The organism is Virgisporangium aurantiacum (genome assembly GCF_016863635.1).
Lineage (GTDB): Bacteria > Actinomycetota > Actinomycetes > Mycobacteriales > Micromonosporaceae > Virgisporangium > Virgisporangium aurantiacum.
The window spans coordinates 35,196-50,786 of record NZ_BOPG01000063.1 but is presented as its reverse complement, the minus strand read 5'-3'; the positions used below and the strand labels follow the sequence as shown (position 1 = coordinate 50,786).

General features: G+C 72.1%; 17 protein-coding genes. 8 read left to right on the top strand and 9 right to left on the bottom strand.

Annotated features, from left to right (window positions below; all coding sequences use genetic code 11):
* Positions 1 to 46: 46 nt before the first annotated feature.
* A complete protein-coding gene (locus Vau01_RS42810) occupies positions 47 to 1,414 on the bottom strand; it encodes a GGDEF domain-containing protein (RefSeq protein WP_204005778.1) in 1,368 nt (455 codons plus the stop codon).
* Positions 1,415 to 1,544: 130 nt separating this feature from the next.
* Complete coding sequence (locus tag Vau01_RS42805; protein ID WP_204005777.1) at positions 1,545 to 2,021, bottom strand: NUDIX domain-containing protein; 477 nt, start codon at positions 2,019 to 2,021, stop codon at positions 1,545 to 1,547.
* A 60-nt stretch (positions 2,022 to 2,081) separates the two neighbouring features.
* Between Vau01_RS42805 and Vau01_RS42800 the strand changes: the two genes are divergently transcribed.
* On the top strand, positions 2,082 to 2,432 hold the full coding sequence (locus tag Vau01_RS42800; RefSeq protein ID WP_239152303.1) for a ribosomal protein bL12: 351 nt from the start codon (positions 2,082 to 2,084) through the stop codon (positions 2,430 to 2,432).
* A 184-nt stretch (positions 2,433 to 2,616) separates the two neighbouring features.
* Here the strand turns inward: Vau01_RS42800 and Vau01_RS42795 are convergent, their stop codons facing one another.
* Positions 2,617 to 4,611 (bottom strand): AfsR/SARP family transcriptional regulator, encoded by a 1,995-nt coding sequence (locus Vau01_RS42795; protein WP_204005776.1) that lies wholly within the window; start codon positions 4,609 to 4,611, stop codon positions 2,617 to 2,619.
* Positions 4,612 to 4,645: 34 nt separating this feature from the next.
* Between Vau01_RS42795 and Vau01_RS42790 the strand changes: the two genes are divergently transcribed.
* On the top strand, positions 4,646 to 5,521 hold the full coding sequence (locus tag Vau01_RS42790; RefSeq protein WP_204005775.1) for an alpha/beta fold hydrolase: 876 nt from the start codon (positions 4,646 to 4,648) through the stop codon (positions 5,519 to 5,521).
* Here the strand turns inward: Vau01_RS42790 and Vau01_RS42785 are convergent.
* A complete protein-coding gene (locus tag Vau01_RS42785) occupies positions 5,508 to 6,722 on the bottom strand; it encodes an NAD(P)-binding domain-containing protein (protein WP_239152302.1) in 1,215 nt (404 codons plus the stop codon). The genes Vau01_RS42790 and Vau01_RS42785 overlap by 14 nt on opposite strands.
* Positions 6,715 to 7,266, bottom strand: coding sequence for an OsmC family protein (locus tag Vau01_RS42780; protein ID WP_204005774.1), 552 nt, complete (start codon positions 7,264 to 7,266; stop codon positions 6,715 to 6,717). The genes Vau01_RS42785 and Vau01_RS42780 overlap by 8 nt, the downstream gene beginning before the upstream one ends.
* A gap of 80 nt (positions 7,267 to 7,346) precedes the next feature.
* Between Vau01_RS42780 and metX the strand changes: the two genes are divergently transcribed.
* Genes metX through Vau01_RS42765 form a run of 3 tightly spaced genes read left to right on the top strand, consistent with a single transcriptional unit; the run spans position 7,347 to position 10,316 of the window.
* Positions 7,347 to 8,522, top strand: a complete 1,176-nt coding sequence (metX, locus tag Vau01_RS42775) for a homoserine O-acetyltransferase MetX (RefSeq protein WP_204005773.1) — start codon at positions 7,347 to 7,349, stop codon at positions 8,520 to 8,522.
* Positions 8,519 to 9,835, top strand: a complete 1,317-nt coding sequence (locus Vau01_RS42770; protein WP_204005772.1) for an O-acetylhomoserine aminocarboxypropyltransferase/cysteine synthase family protein — start codon at positions 8,519 to 8,521, stop codon at positions 9,833 to 9,835. Before metX ends, Vau01_RS42770 begins: the two co-directional genes overlap by 4 nt.
* Before the next feature lies 1 nt (position 9,836).
* Positions 9,837 to 10,316, top strand: coding sequence for a CoA-binding protein (locus Vau01_RS42765; protein ID WP_204005947.1), 480 nt, complete (start codon positions 9,837 to 9,839; stop codon positions 10,314 to 10,316).
* On the opposite strand, the gene Vau01_RS42760 is transcribed toward Vau01_RS42765, so the two are convergent.
* On the bottom strand, positions 10,288 to 10,986 hold the full coding sequence (locus Vau01_RS42760) for a hypothetical protein (RefSeq protein WP_204005771.1): 699 nt from the start codon (positions 10,984 to 10,986) through the stop codon (positions 10,288 to 10,290). The genes Vau01_RS42765 and Vau01_RS42760 overlap by 29 nt on opposite strands.
* Positions 10,987 to 11,009: 23 nt before the next feature.
* Between Vau01_RS42760 and Vau01_RS42755 the strand changes: the two genes are divergently transcribed.
* Positions 11,010 to 11,660 carry an HAD hydrolase-like protein gene (locus Vau01_RS42755; RefSeq protein ID WP_204005770.1) on the top strand — a complete coding sequence of 217 codons (651 nt, stop codon included), beginning with the start codon at positions 11,010 to 11,012 and terminating at the stop codon, positions 11,658 to 11,660.
* Here the strand turns inward: Vau01_RS42755 and Vau01_RS42750 are convergent.
* Complete coding sequence (locus Vau01_RS42750) at positions 11,632 to 12,786, bottom strand: FAD-dependent monooxygenase (protein WP_204005769.1); 1,155 nt, start codon at positions 12,784 to 12,786, stop codon at positions 11,632 to 11,634. The genes Vau01_RS42755 and Vau01_RS42750 overlap by 29 nt on opposite strands.
* 244 nt (positions 12,787 to 13,030) lie before the next feature.
* Complete coding sequence (locus tag Vau01_RS63885; protein WP_373320387.1) at positions 13,031 to 13,426, bottom strand: TFIIB-type zinc ribbon-containing protein; 396 nt, start codon at positions 13,424 to 13,426, stop codon at positions 13,031 to 13,033.
* 93 nt (positions 13,427 to 13,519) lie between these two features.
* Here Vau01_RS63885 and Vau01_RS42740 point away from each other — a divergent pair, with 93 nt between their 5' ends.
* Positions 13,520 to 14,161, top strand: a complete 642-nt coding sequence (locus Vau01_RS42740; RefSeq protein ID WP_204005767.1) for a GntR family transcriptional regulator — start codon at positions 13,520 to 13,522, stop codon at positions 14,159 to 14,161.
* 11 nt (positions 14,162 to 14,172) lie between these two features.
* Positions 14,173 to 15,177, top strand: coding sequence for a 1-aminocyclopropane-1-carboxylate deaminase (locus Vau01_RS42735; protein ID WP_204005766.1), 1,005 nt, complete (start codon positions 14,173 to 14,175; stop codon positions 15,175 to 15,177).
* Here the strand turns inward: Vau01_RS42735 and Vau01_RS42730 are convergent.
* Entirely contained in the window at positions 15,159 to 15,548 is a 390-nt protein-coding gene (locus tag Vau01_RS42730) for a BlaI/MecI/CopY family transcriptional regulator (protein ID WP_204005765.1), read from the bottom strand. The genes Vau01_RS42735 and Vau01_RS42730 overlap by 19 nt on opposite strands.
* Positions 15,549 to 15,591 lie beyond the last annotated feature (43 nt).

The following is a 15,591-nucleotide window of genomic DNA, read 5'->3' as shown; positions in this document are numbered from 1 at the left end:
TGCCTTAAGTTACCTGCCGGTTAACCTCGGCAGGTAGGCGGTGGGATCAATGCGCCACCATCGCGGTTTCGACCTCGACGCGGTTGCGACCGGCGGCCTTCGCCCGGTACATCGCCCGGTCGGCGTCGGCGAGGACGGCTTCGCCGGTCCCGTCGGGCGCGGTGAACGCGAGGCCGACGCTGCATCCGACGGTCACCGGAACGCCGGTGAGGTCGGTGGGCGCGCCGATCGCGTCGACCACCCGGCCGGCGATCACGCCGGCCCGATCGGCGCCGACCTCCGGCGTCAATAGGACGACGAACTCGTCACCGCCGAGCCGGGCGACCGTCGACCCGGCCGGCACCACGGCGCGCAGCCGGTGGGCGACCACCTGCAGCAACCGGTCACCGGCGGCGTGCCCGAGCCGGTCGTTCACCGGCTTGAAGCCGTCGAGATCCAGCAGGAGGAGCGCCGCCGGTCGCCCGGTGCGCCGGGTGTCCAGCACGGCGGCGGCCAGCACCTCGCCGAACCTCGCGCGGTTGGCGAGACCGGTGAGGGCATCGGTGTAGGCCTGCTCGCGCAGCTGCTCCCGGAGCTCCAGCCCGCGCGCGGCGAGGACGGCGGTGGTGGTCAGCGAGGCGAGCCGGCTCATCGCCGCCGCGGGGAGGCGCCGGCGGCTGGTGATCAGCAGTACCGGGCGCCCGGCGAGGTCGAGAAGCACCGCTTCGGCCGCACCGGCGGGCAGGTCGGCGGCCGCCCGCTCGGCCGGGCTGAGCCGGACCGGGTGGCCGGCGTTCAGGCGGTCCCGGCTCTCGGCGGTCAGCGTCGTGTGCTCCGGCGGGTCGGCCCGCGCGCCGGTGTCGGCCAGCAGGTCGGTGGCGGCCTCGCGCACCGTGCGGTCGATCTCGTCGCGCGTCGTGGCGGCGAGCAGCCGGACGCCGGCGGCGAGCATCACCTGGTCGCGTGCCACGTTCCGTTCGTGGCCGCGCAGGACGGCCGACAGCCCGATCCCGATGCCGCCGAACACGAGGAAGTTCGGCAGGTCGCGCCAGAGCAGCCCGGAAACCGCCACGGCGAGCTGGTCGTCCTGCGGCCCGCCCACGTTGTCACCGATCGTGACCGCCACGAGGTACGCGACCGCGGCCGCCAGCCCACCGCGCCAGCCGCCGTAGGTGCACCGCAGCATCAGCGCGATCGCGGCCAACGAGCCCACGGTGTCGTCGAGCAGCATGAAGCACGCCACGGCGAGCAGCGTCACCTCGACCGGAAGCAGGACCGGTGGGAACCGTTCGCGCCGGTACCCGACGAACCAGAGCGCCGCCAGCGCGGCGAGGCAGCCGAGCCCGGTCAGGCTGAACGCGCTGGTCAGGGTCGGCTGGGAGACCACGACGATGGCGCCGAAGAGGCACAGCACCGCGACCGCGATCCGTCGCATCCCCGCCACGGGACCGTGCTTACGACCCGTCACCGGGGACGCTGGTCGACGCGGCATGCCTACGAACTCGTCCGGCGGCGAACCCGCCTGAGGATTCCGCCGTGCCACGTTTCCGGGCTGGGACCGGTGGCTAGGACCGGAACATCGGCAGGTAGACGGTGCCGCCGTCGCGCCGGGCGGCGAGCGCGGCGGCCAGCCGGCCGGTCGCCCAGGCGGGGAACAGGCCGTCGGCCTCCGCCGGCTCGACGAACCGGTACTCGTCGAGCTCCTCGATCTGCAGCCGGATCGGCGTGCCCGCGGCGACCGTGCCGCAGTCGAAGAGGAACGACGCGAACGGGCGCGGCCGGCCGTCGCCCGCCGGCACCCAGTCGAGGACGAGCAGCCGGCCGGGCCGCACGGCGAGCCCGACCTCCTCCAGCACCTCGCGGGCGCAGCCGACCTCCGGCCGCTCGTCGTGCTCGAGGACGCCGCCCGGCAGCGACCAGCCGTCCCGGTAGTTCGGCTTGACCATCAGGATCCGCCCGGCCGGGTCGGTGATCAGACCGCTCGCGGCGCCGTAGAAGGTGGCCAACTGCTCGTACCAGAGCGCCGGGTCGACATAGGTCATGCGGAGACGCTACGCGCCGCGGTCACGTCGACCGGTTCCCGGTTCGGCGAGGGATCGGCCTTGTTGGATTTCCGTACTGTGCGTGGTGTGAACGCTTTCGTTGTCTGGATCCCGATCCTCCTCGCCCTCGTGTTCCTCGTGGGTTTGATGTCAGGCCCCCAGATGCTCGGCGGCCGCAATCGCGGCATCGAGAGGCGATTGACCGAGATCGACCGCCGGCTTCAGCTCGTCATGGACCACCTCGGCGTGACCGAGCCGGAACCTGAGGCGGTCGACGTCGTCGCGCACCTGGTGGCGGGCAACAAGATCCAGGCAATCAAGATCTACCGGGAGCGAACCGGTGTCGGCCTCAAGGAGGCCAAGGACGCCGTGGAGGACATCGCGCGCCGCCACGGCATCACCGGCCGGTGACGAACCGCCTCCACCATTCATGCGTCGGCCGCGCCGGATCTGGGCGGGCACGAGCGATGCGCGGTCGCATGCCGGATGGCCGTTTGTGGGAGACAAAGGTCGGTGCCGGCAAACCGTTGTCTCCCGGATCCGGAAGTGGACGCCCCCGCCGGTCGGCGCGGACCTCCAGTGTGGCGGCGACCGCTCACCGACCGAGCCGACGGAGGTGGTCGGCGACCGGCCCGACGGTCAGCAGGGCGCTGCCGGCGCCGGCCCACTCGCCCGCGGCCGGGGTCAGGGCCACCCGGGCGCGCGCCACCGTCGCCCGGTCGCCGGCGGCGAGGGCGGCGCGCCCGACCAGGCACCACAGCGCCTCGGTGAACAGCCCGGCGGGCGGGTCGGGGAGCGTGGCCAGCGTCGCCGGAGCGGGCCGGGCCCACGGTTCGTACGGCCCGCAGTCGGCGCCGTCGTCGGGTGCGTCGCGCCACACCCGCAGGCACCGCAGCGCCAGCGGGAGGAGGCCGTCGCTCAGGCCGGGCATTCCCGCGTCGTCGAGCAGCGTCGCCGCCGCCCGGTAGGCGCGTTCGACCACCGGGAGCGGTGCCGACTCCGCCACGGCCAGGCGGAGCACCCGGTACCACGCGGTGAAGACGCCGACCAGCGGCCGTTCGTGCCGGGCGGCCAGGTCCTCGGCGGCCGCGGCGTCGCGGTCGGCGGCGGCGAAGTCGGCGAGCCCGCTGCGGGCCTGCATCCGCACCAGGTGGCCGAGCACCTGGAAGCTGACAAGCCCGTGCCGCCCGGCGAGGTCGACCAGTTCCGTGCCGATGGCCGCGCGTCGCGGTGCGGTGCCGGTGCCGCGGCACGCCTGCATGAACGCGCCGTTGAGGGCGAAGGCGAGCAGCGCCGGGTCGTCCAGGCGCCGCGCGATCGCTTCCGCTTCGCGCGCGGCTTCGAGGGGACGCGGTGCGCCCGTGCCCCGCGACTCGACGGCGATCGTGGCCAGCAGGCGGGCCCGTGTCGCCTCGTGGTCGCCGGACGGGAGCCCGGCCAGGGCCCGCGTCGCCTCGTGGTCGCCCGACGGGAGCGCGGCCAGGGTCCGCGTCGTCTCGTGGTCGCCCGGCGGGAGCGCGGCCAGGGTCCGCTCGGTGGCGGCGACCACGGCGGCGGCGCGGGCCGGATCGTCGGACCGCGGCCAGAGCGCGGGGACGTCGTAGCCGCCGATCACCCGGGCGGTCAGCAGCGGATCGCCGAGCTGCTCGGCCGCCTCGATGGACGCCGTCCGCTGCTCGCGGGCCGCCGCCAGCCCGCCGCCGCCGGTCATCGCGAGGTCGCGCAGCAGCCCGACCGTCGACTCCAGCCGGGTCCGGGAACCGCCCGCGACGAGCCGGTCGTAGGTCGAGGCGGCCTCCGCCCAGACGCGTGCCGCCGGAGTGTCGAGATCGCCGGTCTGGTGCAGGATGTCCGTCTCCAGCCGGCGCAGCGCCGGTCCGGGATCGACCCCGAGCTGGTCGACCAGCAGCAGCCGGGCCCGGCGCAGCACGGCGAGCGCCTCGCCCTGCCGGCCGGACCGGTACAGCGCCAGGGCGAGCAGCCGCCAGCCCTCCTCGCGCCACGGGTGCCGGCCGGTGTGGGCGTCGAGGTCGGGCACCGCCTCGGCGGCCAGGCCGAGGTCGAGCCGGGCGGCGGCCCGCCGCTCGACGGCGTGCAGCCGCAACTCGGCGAGGCGGGCCCGGTCGGCGGCGGCCCACGGCGCGTCGGCGAAGTCGGCGTAGGCGGGGCCGCGCCACCAGCCCAGCGCCGTGTCGAGGCGGGACAGGGCGGCGGCCGGTGGCAGCGCTCCGGCGTCCGACACCGCCTGTTCGAACCGCCGGGCGTCGACGGCGGCGGGATCGGCGCGCAGCGCGTACCCCGGCCCCTCCGTGACGAGGACGGTCGCCGGCGCCCGGCGCGGCCGGTCGGGCTCCAGGGCGCGGCGCAGCGCCGCCACGAACGTCCTCACCGCGGCCACCGCGCCGGCGGGCGGCGCCACCCACAGGTCGTCGACGAGCGTGCCGACCGGTACGACGCGGCCCCGGGCCACCAGGAGTCGCGCCAGCACCGCCCGGTGCGACGGCCCCTTGAGCGCGATCCGGTCACCGGCGCCGTCCCACGCTCCTTTCCACGCGACCACCGGACCGAGGACGCCGAACGTCACGCTCATCCGTTGCTCATCCACACCACGAAGACTCGTCCGCATGATCCCCGGATTCGAGTACCAGCGCGTCCCGGTCGCCGACGGCGTGTCGTTGCACACCGCCGTCGGCGGGACGGGCCGTCCCGTCGTGCTGCTGCACGGCTTCCCGCAGACCCACCTGATGTGGCGGCACGTCGCCGCCGACCTGGCGGCCGACCACACCGTGATCTGCCCGGACCTGCGCGGCTACGGCGCCAGCGACAAGCCCGCCGAGGCCGCCGAGGCCGGCCCACTGACGTACGCCAAGCGCACCATGGGCGCCGACGTCGTCGCGCTGGCCCGCGCCCTCGGCCACGACCGGTTCGCGCTGGCCGGCCACGACCGCGGCGCGCTGGTGGCGATCCGCACCGCCCTGGACCACCCAGGCGTGGTCAGCCATCTGGTCTCCCTCGACGTGCTGCCCACGCTCGACATGTGGGACGTGATGCGCGGCACCGGCGCCGCCGTCGGCTTCCATCTGTACCTGATGGCGCAGCCGCCCGGGCTGCCGGAGCGGATGATCGCCGCGAGCGCCGACGCGTTCTTCGGGCACTTCCTCGACCTCTGGGCGAAGAGTCCGTTCCCCGCCGACATCCGGGCCGCCTACCTCGACGCGTGCCGGGAAGCGGTGCCGTCGATCGTCGCGGACTACCGGGCGTCGGCGGGCGTCGACCTCGACCACGACCGGGCCGACCGCGCCGCCGGCAACCGGCTCCGGATGCCGGTGACCGTGCTCCAGCAGAACTGGGGCGCCGCGCTCGGCTTCGACGCGGCGGCGCTCTGGCGGGCCTGGGCACCGGACCTGCGGCACGTGACCGTCGACCACGGCCACTTCATGGCCGAGGAGGCACCCGCCGAGGTGGCGAAGGAGATCCGGGACCTGCTCAACCGCGGATGAAGGCCGCCAGGTGGTCGATGACCTCGCGGGCGTCGCTTTCGATGCCGTGGATGAACGTGGACTTGCGCCGGCGGAGCACCGGCAACCCGAGCGCGTACAGCCCGGGACTGTCGACGACGCCGCCGTCGTGGCGCAGCCGGCCCTTCGCGTCGAGCACCGGGACGTCGAGCCAGGCGTAGTCGGGCCGGTAACCGGTGGCCCACACGATCGTGCGGATCTCGCCGCTGCGCAGGTCGAGCTTCCAGCGCGGGGAAGCGGGCGTGCGGGTGGGTGGCGGGCGCTCGGGGTCCGTGGCCGGATCAACGGCATCGAACGTGTCGAGCAGGCGCCGCAGCTTGAGGTCGGCGAGCGAGAACAGGTTGCGCAGGCCGCCGGAGAACAGGGCCTCGCCGTCGCGGACGGTGGCCCAGCGGCCGACCGGCTCGACGCCCGCGTCGATGAGGGCGTTGAGGTCGAGGGTGCGCCGCTCGGGCGTGCCGACCAGTTGCGGCGACGGCAGCCGGCGCGCCCGGTCGAGGTCGTCGACCTCGTCGTAGCGCTGGTCCCAGACGCCGGACGCGTCCATCCACCACAGCACGTCGCGACCGCGGTACGTGCGCGGCATCCGGACGTGCTCGCCGATCGACAGCGTCACCGGCCGGCCGGACTGCCGCAGTTCGTGCGCCAGTTGCACGCCGGTCGCCGAGCCGCCGACGACGAGGACGCCGCCGTCGGCGAGCTTGTCGGGCCCGCGGTAGTCGAACGGGGTCACCTGCTCGACGTCCGCGGGTACGCCGGCGCTCAGCGGCGGCACCACCGGCGTGTTGCAGGCGCCGCTGGCGATCACCACGGTCCGGCAGCGGATCTCACCGCTATCGGTGGTGACGAGATAGCCGTCGTCGGTGCGACGGACCGACGTGACCGTCGTCCCGGTGCGCACCGGCGCGGCCGTGACGAGGGCGAAGCGGTCGATGAACTCGATCACTTCGCCCATCGTCATGTAGCCGTCGGGGTCACCGCCGTCGTAGCCGTACCCGGGCAGGCGGGACTGCCAGTTGGGCGTCAGCAGGCGCAGGGAGTCCCAGCGCTCGGTCCGCCACGAGTTCGCGACCTCGCCGCGTTCGAGCACGACGTGGTCGATCGACCGCGCCGTGAGGAAATGACTGGCCGCGAGCCCGGCATGACCGGCCCCGATGACAACCGTGGTGAACCGCTCAGGCAACTTCGACCGTGACGTCCGTCGGGTTGGTGAGCGCGTCGAAGACGGCCGAGCGCTTCTGCGACTGGGCGACGATCGCCTCGATCTCCTGCTTCGACGCGTCGGCGTCGATGTGGAACGTCACCTTGATGTCGTTGAAACCGTTGCGGACGTCGCTGTCGGCACCGAGGATGCCGCGGATGTCGTGGTGACCCTCCAGGCTCGCCTCGACCGAGCGCAACTGGATGCCCCGGTTCTGCGCGACCGACGCCACACCGGCGGTGAGGCAGGAGGCGAGACCGACGAGGAGGTACTCGATCGGGGTGATGTCGTTGTCGGTGGCGGCGAAGATCTCGGGGTGGTCGGCGTCGAACGTGTGCTCGGCCTTGTGGGTCTGCTCCGCGCCGAGGCCGAAGAACTTCTGTACCTTCGTGGTGCTGTGAACACCGTTCTGCCACTTCGACTCGGCGCGCCACGTGAACTGGGCCGCCTCGGGAGCGCCCTTCAGCACCTCGCGGGCTTCGAGCAGTGCCTGAACGTTGACACCGTTGTCGGTGGAAGTGGTCATATGCTGCGCCTCACCTTTCATCACTACCCCCGTAAACCTACCGGGGTGGTAGACAATACATCGGAAGAACGGAAACGGAAATGGACTCAGTGGGCACGGTCGAGACGCGGTATCTCGATCTTCCCGTACCGGTCAGGCTGGACTGTAACCGGGAACTGGGCCATATCCGTATCGCCTATGAGACATACGGCACGCTGGCGCCGGCGCGCGACAATGTCATCCTTGTGTGTCACGCGCTGAGCGGTGACGCGCACGCGGCCGGTGTGTCGGCCGTTCCCCCCGAGGAGAGCACCCGCGACGGCTTCGCCGCGGAGGACCGCGACGGCACGGCCGGCCGCGGACTCGGGTGGTGGGACGGGATGATCGGTCCCGGAAAGGCGTTCGACACCGACCGGTATCACGTCATCTCGACCAATCTGCTCGGCGGTTGCAAGGGAACCACCGGCCCGTCGTCGATCGACCCCGCCACCGGAAAGCCGTACGGGTCGGACTTTCCGGTCCTCACCGTCGCCGACATGGTGCGTACACAGCGCGCGTTCCTGGACGAACTCGGCATCGACCGGCTCGCCGTGGTGGCCGGCGGATCGCTCGGCGGGATGCAGGCGCTCGAATGGGCGATCCTGTACCCCGATCGGGTCGACTCGATCGTGGTGATCGCCAGCACGCACGCCCTCCACCCGCAGGGCGTGGCGTGGAACGCGATCGCGCGCGACGCCATCATGCGCGACCCCGCGTGGCAGGGCGGCCACTACTACGGCACGGGTCGGAAACCCGACGGTGGCATGGGCGTGGGCCGGATGGTGGGCCACATCACGTACCTGTCGGGGCCGGCGCTCGACGACAAGTTCGGCCGGCGGCTGCAGTTCGCCGACGACATCCGGTACACCATCACCGAACCGGAGTTCGAGGTCGAGAACTACCTGCGCCACCAGGCCGACTCGTTCGTCAAACGGTTCGACGCCAACACGTACCTGTACCTGTCGCGCGCGCTGACCTACTTCGACCTCGGGCGCCAGTACGGCGGGTCGCTCGAAACGGCCCTCGCCCGGATCGAGGCCCGCACGCTGCTCATCGCGTTCAGCTCCGACTGGCTCTACCCGCCCGCCGCGTCCGAGGAGATCGAGGACGCGCTGCGTACACTCGGCAAGCCGGTCGAGTACCACCTGATCGAGGCGCCGTACGGCCACGACTGCTTCCTGTTGGAAGAGGCGCGCCAGACGCCGATCATCCAAGAGTTCCTGGAGAAGACAGCGTGACTGACGAACCGTTCCGCACCGAGGAAGACCGCGTGTTCGGCTTCGAGACCCGGCAGCTGCACGCCGGGCAGCGGCCCGACCCGAACACGGGCGCCCGCGCGGTGCCCATCTTCCAGACCACCAGCTACGTGTTCGAGGATCCCGAGTCGGCGGCGGCCTACTTCAACCTTCAGGAGTACGGCAACACGTACTCGCGCATCATGAACCCGACCGTCGCGGTGTTCGAGGAGCGGGTCGCGAACCTCGAGGGCGGGATGGGCGCGGTCGCGTTCTCCAGCGGCATCGCCGCGCAGGCGGCCTCGCTGTTCACGCTGCTGCAGCCGGGCGACCACGTGGTGTCGAGCTCGGCGCTCTACGGCGGAACCGTCAACCAGTTCAAGCACCTGCTGCGCAAGATGAACGTCGAACTGACGTGGGTCGACCCCGACGATCCCGACGCGTGGCGGAGCGCCGTGCGGGACAACACGAAGGCGTTCTTCGGCGAGACGATCGGCAACCCGGGCGGCAACGTCCTCGACATCGAGACCGTGGCGGGCATCGCGCACGAGCACGACCTGCCGCTGATGGTCGACAACACGTTCGCCACGCCGTACCTGTGCCGCCCGATCGAGTGGGGCGCCGACATCGTCATCCACTCGGCCACGAAGTTCATCGGCGGCCACGGCACGAGCATCGGCGGCGTGGTCGTCGAGGCGGGCACGTTCAACTGGTCCAACGGGCGGTTCCCGGTGATCGCCGAGCCGTCGCCGGCCTACCACGGCCTGCAGTTCCACGAGACGTTCGGCAGCTACGGCTACCTGATGAAGCTGCGCGCCGAGACGCTGCGCGACCTCGGTGGCGCCCTCTCGCCGTTCAACGCGTTCCTGTTCCTGCAGGGGCTGGAGACGCTGTCGTTGCGGATGGAGCGGCACGTCACCAACGCGCTCGCCGTCGCGGCATTTCTCGACGCGCACCCGCTGGCGTCGAACGTCACCTACGGCGGGCTGCCCGCGAGCAGGTACCGGCCGCTGGTCGAGAAGTACCTGCCGCTCGGCGCGGGCGCGGTGTTCTCGTTCGACTGCGCCGGCGGCCGCACCGGCGGGCAGGACCTCATCCGCGGCGTGTCGCTCTGGTCGCACCTCGCGAACGTCGGCGACGCGAAGAGCCTGATCATCCACCCGGCCAGCACCACGCACCGCCAACTCGGCGACGAGGAACTGGCCGCGGCGGGCGTCGGGCCCGGCACGGTGCGGTTGTCGGTGGGCACCGAGTCGGTCGACGATCTGATCTGGGACCTGGAGCAGGGCTTCGCGAAGGTGGCGGCGGGTGAGTGACATGGATGTGGCGAAGTACCAGGACGTGGCGACGATCCAGCGGGTGATCCACACCGCGAAGACGGTCGCGATCGTCGGCCTGTCGGGCAACGAACTGCGCGCGAGCAACTTCGTCGGCTACTACCTCAAGCGGCACGGCTACCGCGTCGTGCCGGTGAACCCGCGCGAGAAGACGATCCTCGGCGAGACCAGCTACCCGAGCCTGCTCGACGTCCCGGTTCCGGTCGACATCGTCAACGTCTTCCGCGCGCCCGACGCCCTACCGGGAATCGCCCGCGACGCTGTGACGATCAAGGCCGGCTCGCTCTGGTGCCAGTTCGGCGTGATCAACGCCGAGGGCACGAAGATCGCCGCGGACGACGGGCTCGACGTGGTGGTCGACCGCTGCCTCAAGATCGAGCACGCCCGCTACCGGGGCCGCATGCACTGGCTCGGGTTCAACACGCAGCGCATCACGTCGGTGCGATCCGGCCTTCAGTAGAGACCGACGCGCCGTCGCGGGGCAGCAGCGGGCGCAGCCACATCCAGGACCCGCCGCCGTCGCTGTTGAGCCGCGGCCGGCCGAGGAACAGCTCGATCGCGCCGGTGTGCGGGTCGATGCTGTGGGTGAGCACCGTGCTGACCACGGGGGAGCGGGCGTCGAGCAGGTCGCGCACGGTCACCGGGTCGAGGGCGTAACCGCCGGGCAGATCGAACATGCCCGGGAGCACGAACTGATCCGGGCTGCTGTCGCCGGTCTCCGCGGCGATCCTGCGCTTGGTCGGGCTCTTCCGGCCCCAGGAGATCTCGTGGACCCGGCCGTGCTCGAACGAGCTGACGAACCAGCGGTACTGGCGGAACTGCCACGCCGGCGAGCCGTTCAGGTCGGCCCGCTCCACGCCGGCGACGTTCGGCAGCGACTCCTGCTCGCTCGGCAGCAGCCCGGCCAGGAGCACCGCGTCGTTCTCGGCGTACTTCTCCAGCCGGAACACCCGGTCCTGCCGGTCGGCCAGCAGCGTGTGGGCGATGATCCCGAGGACCGTCTGGCTGTGCCCCGTGTCGGGGTCGAAGTCGGCCCACGCCCGCGTGTACGCGGACAGCGCCGCCCACCGGAGTGCCGCCAGCACCCCACCCTCGGTCATCTCGGCGATGACCTTCTCGTCCTCGCTCACCTGGCGAACCTTATCGTGCACCGGTGACAACGATCCTGTTCGACCTCGACGGCACCCTCATCGACTCGGCCGACGGCATCCTGAGTTCGATGCGCCTCGCGTTCGCGGAGCTGGGTGTCCCCGAACCGCCCGGTGGGCTGGGCCGCGACCTGCTCGGCCCGCCGCTGCACACGTCGCTGCCGCCGTTGGTCGGCGCCGCGACGGCCGAGGCGATCGTGCCGGTGTACCGGCGGATCTACGTCGAGCACGCGCTGCCCACCCACCGACCGTTCGCCGGGATCGACACCCTGCTGCGCGACCTGGCCGCCGCGGGCGTGGTGCTCGCCGTCGCGACCAGCAAGCTGGAGCGGTTCGCCGAGCAGATCGTCGCCGCGAACGGCTGGGCGTCGCTGTTCCACACGGTGTGCGGCGAGACGGTCGAGAAGACCCGGCCCACGAAGGCCGACGTGGTGCGGGTCGCGCTGGCCCGCCTCGGCGGTCCGGCCGACGCCGTGATGGTCGGCGACCGCTCGCACGACGTCGTCGGCGCCCGGGCCAACGGCCTGTCCTGCCTCGGCGTCGCCTGGGGCTACGCCGTGCCGGGCGAGCTCGCGACGGCGGGGGCGTCGACGATCTGCGCCGACGTCGACGCCCTCCGCGATGAGCTCACGACTCGTACCGGGCATAGTCGGTGAGCTCGATGTTCGTCGCGAACGAATCGGTCATCTTCATCATCATCGCGAGCAGCCGCGTCGATGTGAACATACGGTCGCGCATGGCGATGCGCAGCCGGCTCGGCGGCGCCAGGAACGGGCCGGCGTTCCCCTTCTGCGACACCTTCGAGTAGCGGCGGAACAGCTCGTCGTAGCGGGCGAACGCCGCCGTGTGGTCGCCACCGGCCGCCAGCAGTTCGCCCGCGAGCACGTACGCGCCGACGATCGCGAGCCCGGTACCGAACCCGCCGAGCGTGTTGCCGTACGCGGAGTCGCCGAGCAGCACGACGCGTCCCGTCGAGAACGTCGGCATGAACACCTTGCTGATCGAGTCGAGCGTCACGTCGGTGGCCTCCGGCAGCCGGGCCAGCAGGTCGGGCACCCGCCACTTCGCGCCGCGGTAGGTGTCGGCGAGGATCCGCTTCTGCTGCGCGGTGTCGAAGCGGTCGTACTCCAGCGGGGGAGCGGCGAACACGAAGAACGCCGGCGCCTTCGGCCCGCCGGTCGCGACCATCCGGCCGGGCTCGTTGTACATCTGCGATTCGCCGTTTTCGAGGCCGAGGTCGACCAGCGCGTAGTGGTAGCCGAGGTGGGTGACGAAGTCCTGTTCCGGCCCGAACGCCAGCCGGCGCACGTTCGAGTGGATGCCGTCGGCGCCGACCACCAGGTCGAACGTGCGCGGCGCGGCGTTCCGGAACGTGACGTCCACCCCGCCGGCCGTCTCGGTCAACGCGGTGACGGAATCGCCGAACAGGTACTCGCAGGAGCCGACCGTGCGTTCGTAGAGCAGCCGCGACAGGTCGCCGCGCCTGATCTCGATGTCGCCGCCGGTGAACGTGCCGGGGATGACCGCCCGGGTGCGGCCGTCGGCGTCGACGATCGCCATGTCGCGGCCGCCGGTGGCGTGCTTGCGGACGTCGTCGAGGATGCCCATCCGCGCCAGCACGGTGCGGTGGATCTCGCCCTTGAAGTCGACGGCCTGCCCGCCGGTGCGGAGCGCGGGCGCCCGCTCGACGACGGTGACGGTGTACCCGTAGCGGGTCAGCCAGTAGGCGAGGGCGGGGCCGGCGATGCTGGCGCCGGAGATGAGGACCGTGGTGTTCTTCATGTCCGGCAGCGTCGCGGCGCCCGCTGACGGGTCACGAACCGTCCGCTGACGCGATGACGTCAGCGGACGGTGCAAGCGCCTGTTTGGAAAGGGATGGCCGGCCTGCGGCGGGCCCAGCCGACGACCGGCGGCGTTACGGATTCGCCCCGATACAACACCGGTATCGGGACAAATCCGCGCCTTGCCGGATCGCCGCCTGGACCTCGCCTCGACTCGGCCCCCCTTTCCAAACAGGCGCTCGGTGCTAGCGCTCCTGCGGCGGTGGGTCGGGTGGGGGCGCCGGGTTGTCGGGGTCCATCGAGCCCCAGACCGGCCCCTGCGGTCCGTATCCGCCGGCGTAGCCGCCGCCGTATCCGTAGCCGGGGCCCGGACCGGGGCCGGGCCCGTATCCGCCGGGACCCTGGCCGTAGCCGCCGCCGTAACCGCCGTACCCGGGGCCGGGACCCGGGCCCGGGCCGGGGCCACCGGGCGGCATGCCGCCGGGACCCCACTGGGCCTCGTTGCGGCCCAACGTGGCCAGCTCCGCCTCGTCGAGGAAGATGCCGCGGCACTGGGTGCACTGCTCGATCTGTACGCCGCTGCGCGGGTAGGACTGCATCGGCCCGCGGCACCGCGGGCACTGCATGTAGGGATGGCTCACGACGGCTCCCTCGAAAAGTTTCCTGCCTGCACCTTACTCAGCCGGAACCACGCGAGCCTTTCCTCCTGCGATATATCGGATACCGTATTTTGCATGCCGGTCCCGCGCACGAGCGCACCGCCGCCCCGCACGCTGCTGCGCGAGCGCGCGTTCACCATGCTGCGCACCGCGATCGTCGACGGCACGCTCGAACCCGGCGAACGCCTGGTCGACGCCGACCTGTGCGCCTGGCTCGGCGTCAGCCGCACGCCGGTCCGCGAGGCGCTCGCCCACCTGGAGAAGACCGGCCTCGTGCAGATCCGGCCGGGCAGCCGCACCGTGGTCACCCCGCTCGACGTCCGGGCGGCGGCGGAGGCGCAGGCGGTCGCGGCGAGCATGCACGAGTTGGCCGCCCGTACGGCGGTTCCGCTGCTCACGGCGTCACATTGCCTTGAAATGGAAACGGCGAACCGCGCCTTCGCGACGGCCCTGACCACCGCAGACGTCGAGGCCGCGATCGCGGCCGACGATGCGTTCCACCGCGTGTTCGTCGGTCTCGCGGCCAACCGCCTCCTGGCCGCGATCCTCGACGACGTGACCCCGCTGCTGCGCCGCATGGAGCGGGTCCGCTTCGCCTCGCTGGTCGGCCGCGAATCGGTCGCGCAGCACGCCCGCATCGTCGAGTTCGCCCGCCGGGGCGACGCCGACGGTGCAGCCGCCGAGGTCCGCGCCAACTGGCTGACGCTCACGCCGTGAAGGGATCCCCGATGTCACTCGACGACTTCGACCGCTACCCGTTGCTGTTCGGGCCAAGCCCCGTGCACCGCCTCGACCGCCTCACCGCGCACCTGGGCGGCGCGCAGATCTGGGCGAAGCGGGAGGACTGCAACTCCGGGCTGGCCTACGGCGGCAACAAGACCCGCAAGCTCGAGTACATCGTGCCCGACGTCCTGGCCAGCGGCGCCGACACGCTCGTGTCGATCGGCGGGTACCAGTCCAACCACACCCGGCAGGTCGCGGCCGTCGCGGCGAAGCTCGGCCTCAAGGCGCGGCTCGTGCAGGAGAAGTGGGTCGACTGGCCCGACGCGGTCAACGACAAGGTCGGCAACATCCTGCTGTCCCGCATCATGGGCGCCGACGTGCGGCTCGACCCGGCCGGCTTCGACATCGGCATCCGCGACTCCTGGGAGCGCGCTCTCGACGAGGTGCGTGCCGCGGGCGGCACCCCGTACGGGATCCCGGCCGGTGCGTCCGAGCACCGGCTCGGCGGGCTCGGGTTCGCCAACTGGGCGCGCGAGGTCGAGGAGCAGGAAGCGGCGCTGGGCGTCTTCTTCGACACGATCGTCGTGTGCACCGTCACCGGGTCCACCCACGCCGGGATGATCGCGGGCTTCGCGACCCAGGACCGGCCCCGCCGCGTGATCGGCATCGACGCGTCGGCGACCTTGGAGAAGACAAAAACCCAGGTCGAGCGGATCGCCCGGCACACCGCCGACCTGATCGGCCTCAAGCGCGACCTGCGCGCCGACGAGATCACGGTGCTCGAAGGCTGGGCCGGCGACGTCTACGGCATCCCGGTGCGGTCGACCGTCGACGCGATCCGGCTCACCGGCCGGCTCGAAGGCATGATCATCGACCCGGTGTACGAGGGCAAGTCGATGGCCGGGCTGATCGACCTGGTGCGCACCGGCGACATCCCCGCCGGGTCCACTGTCCTTTACGCCCATCTCGGCGGGCAGCCCGCGCTGAACGCCTACTCGGGCATCTTCTGATCGGGGTGGTCTCTGAGGAGGTCGCGGAGGATCTGCTCGTCTCCGCTGTCGAGCGTGCTGACGAAGCGGCGCAGCACCGACGTCCGGTCGGGCTCGCCGGCCAGCAGGCGGCTCATGCGGTCGGCGACCAACCCGGCCGCGTTGCTGACCGCGCTGTACCGGAACGCCCGCCCGTCGCGGTGGCGCTGCAGCGCGCCGTTCTCGTACAGCCGGGTCAGCGTGGTGACGACGGTGCTGTAGGAGAGGGCTCCGGCGGGGTCGAGGCGGTCGCGGACCTCGCCGGGCGTCAGGGGTTCGGGTGACGCGCTGAGCACGGTGACGACCTGCGCCTCGAGTTGGCCCGGTCGCCGACGGCCCCCTGTCGCACCCATCGCGAGCGACTGTATCCGCTGTATCCGCCGCGGGGCGTCCCGG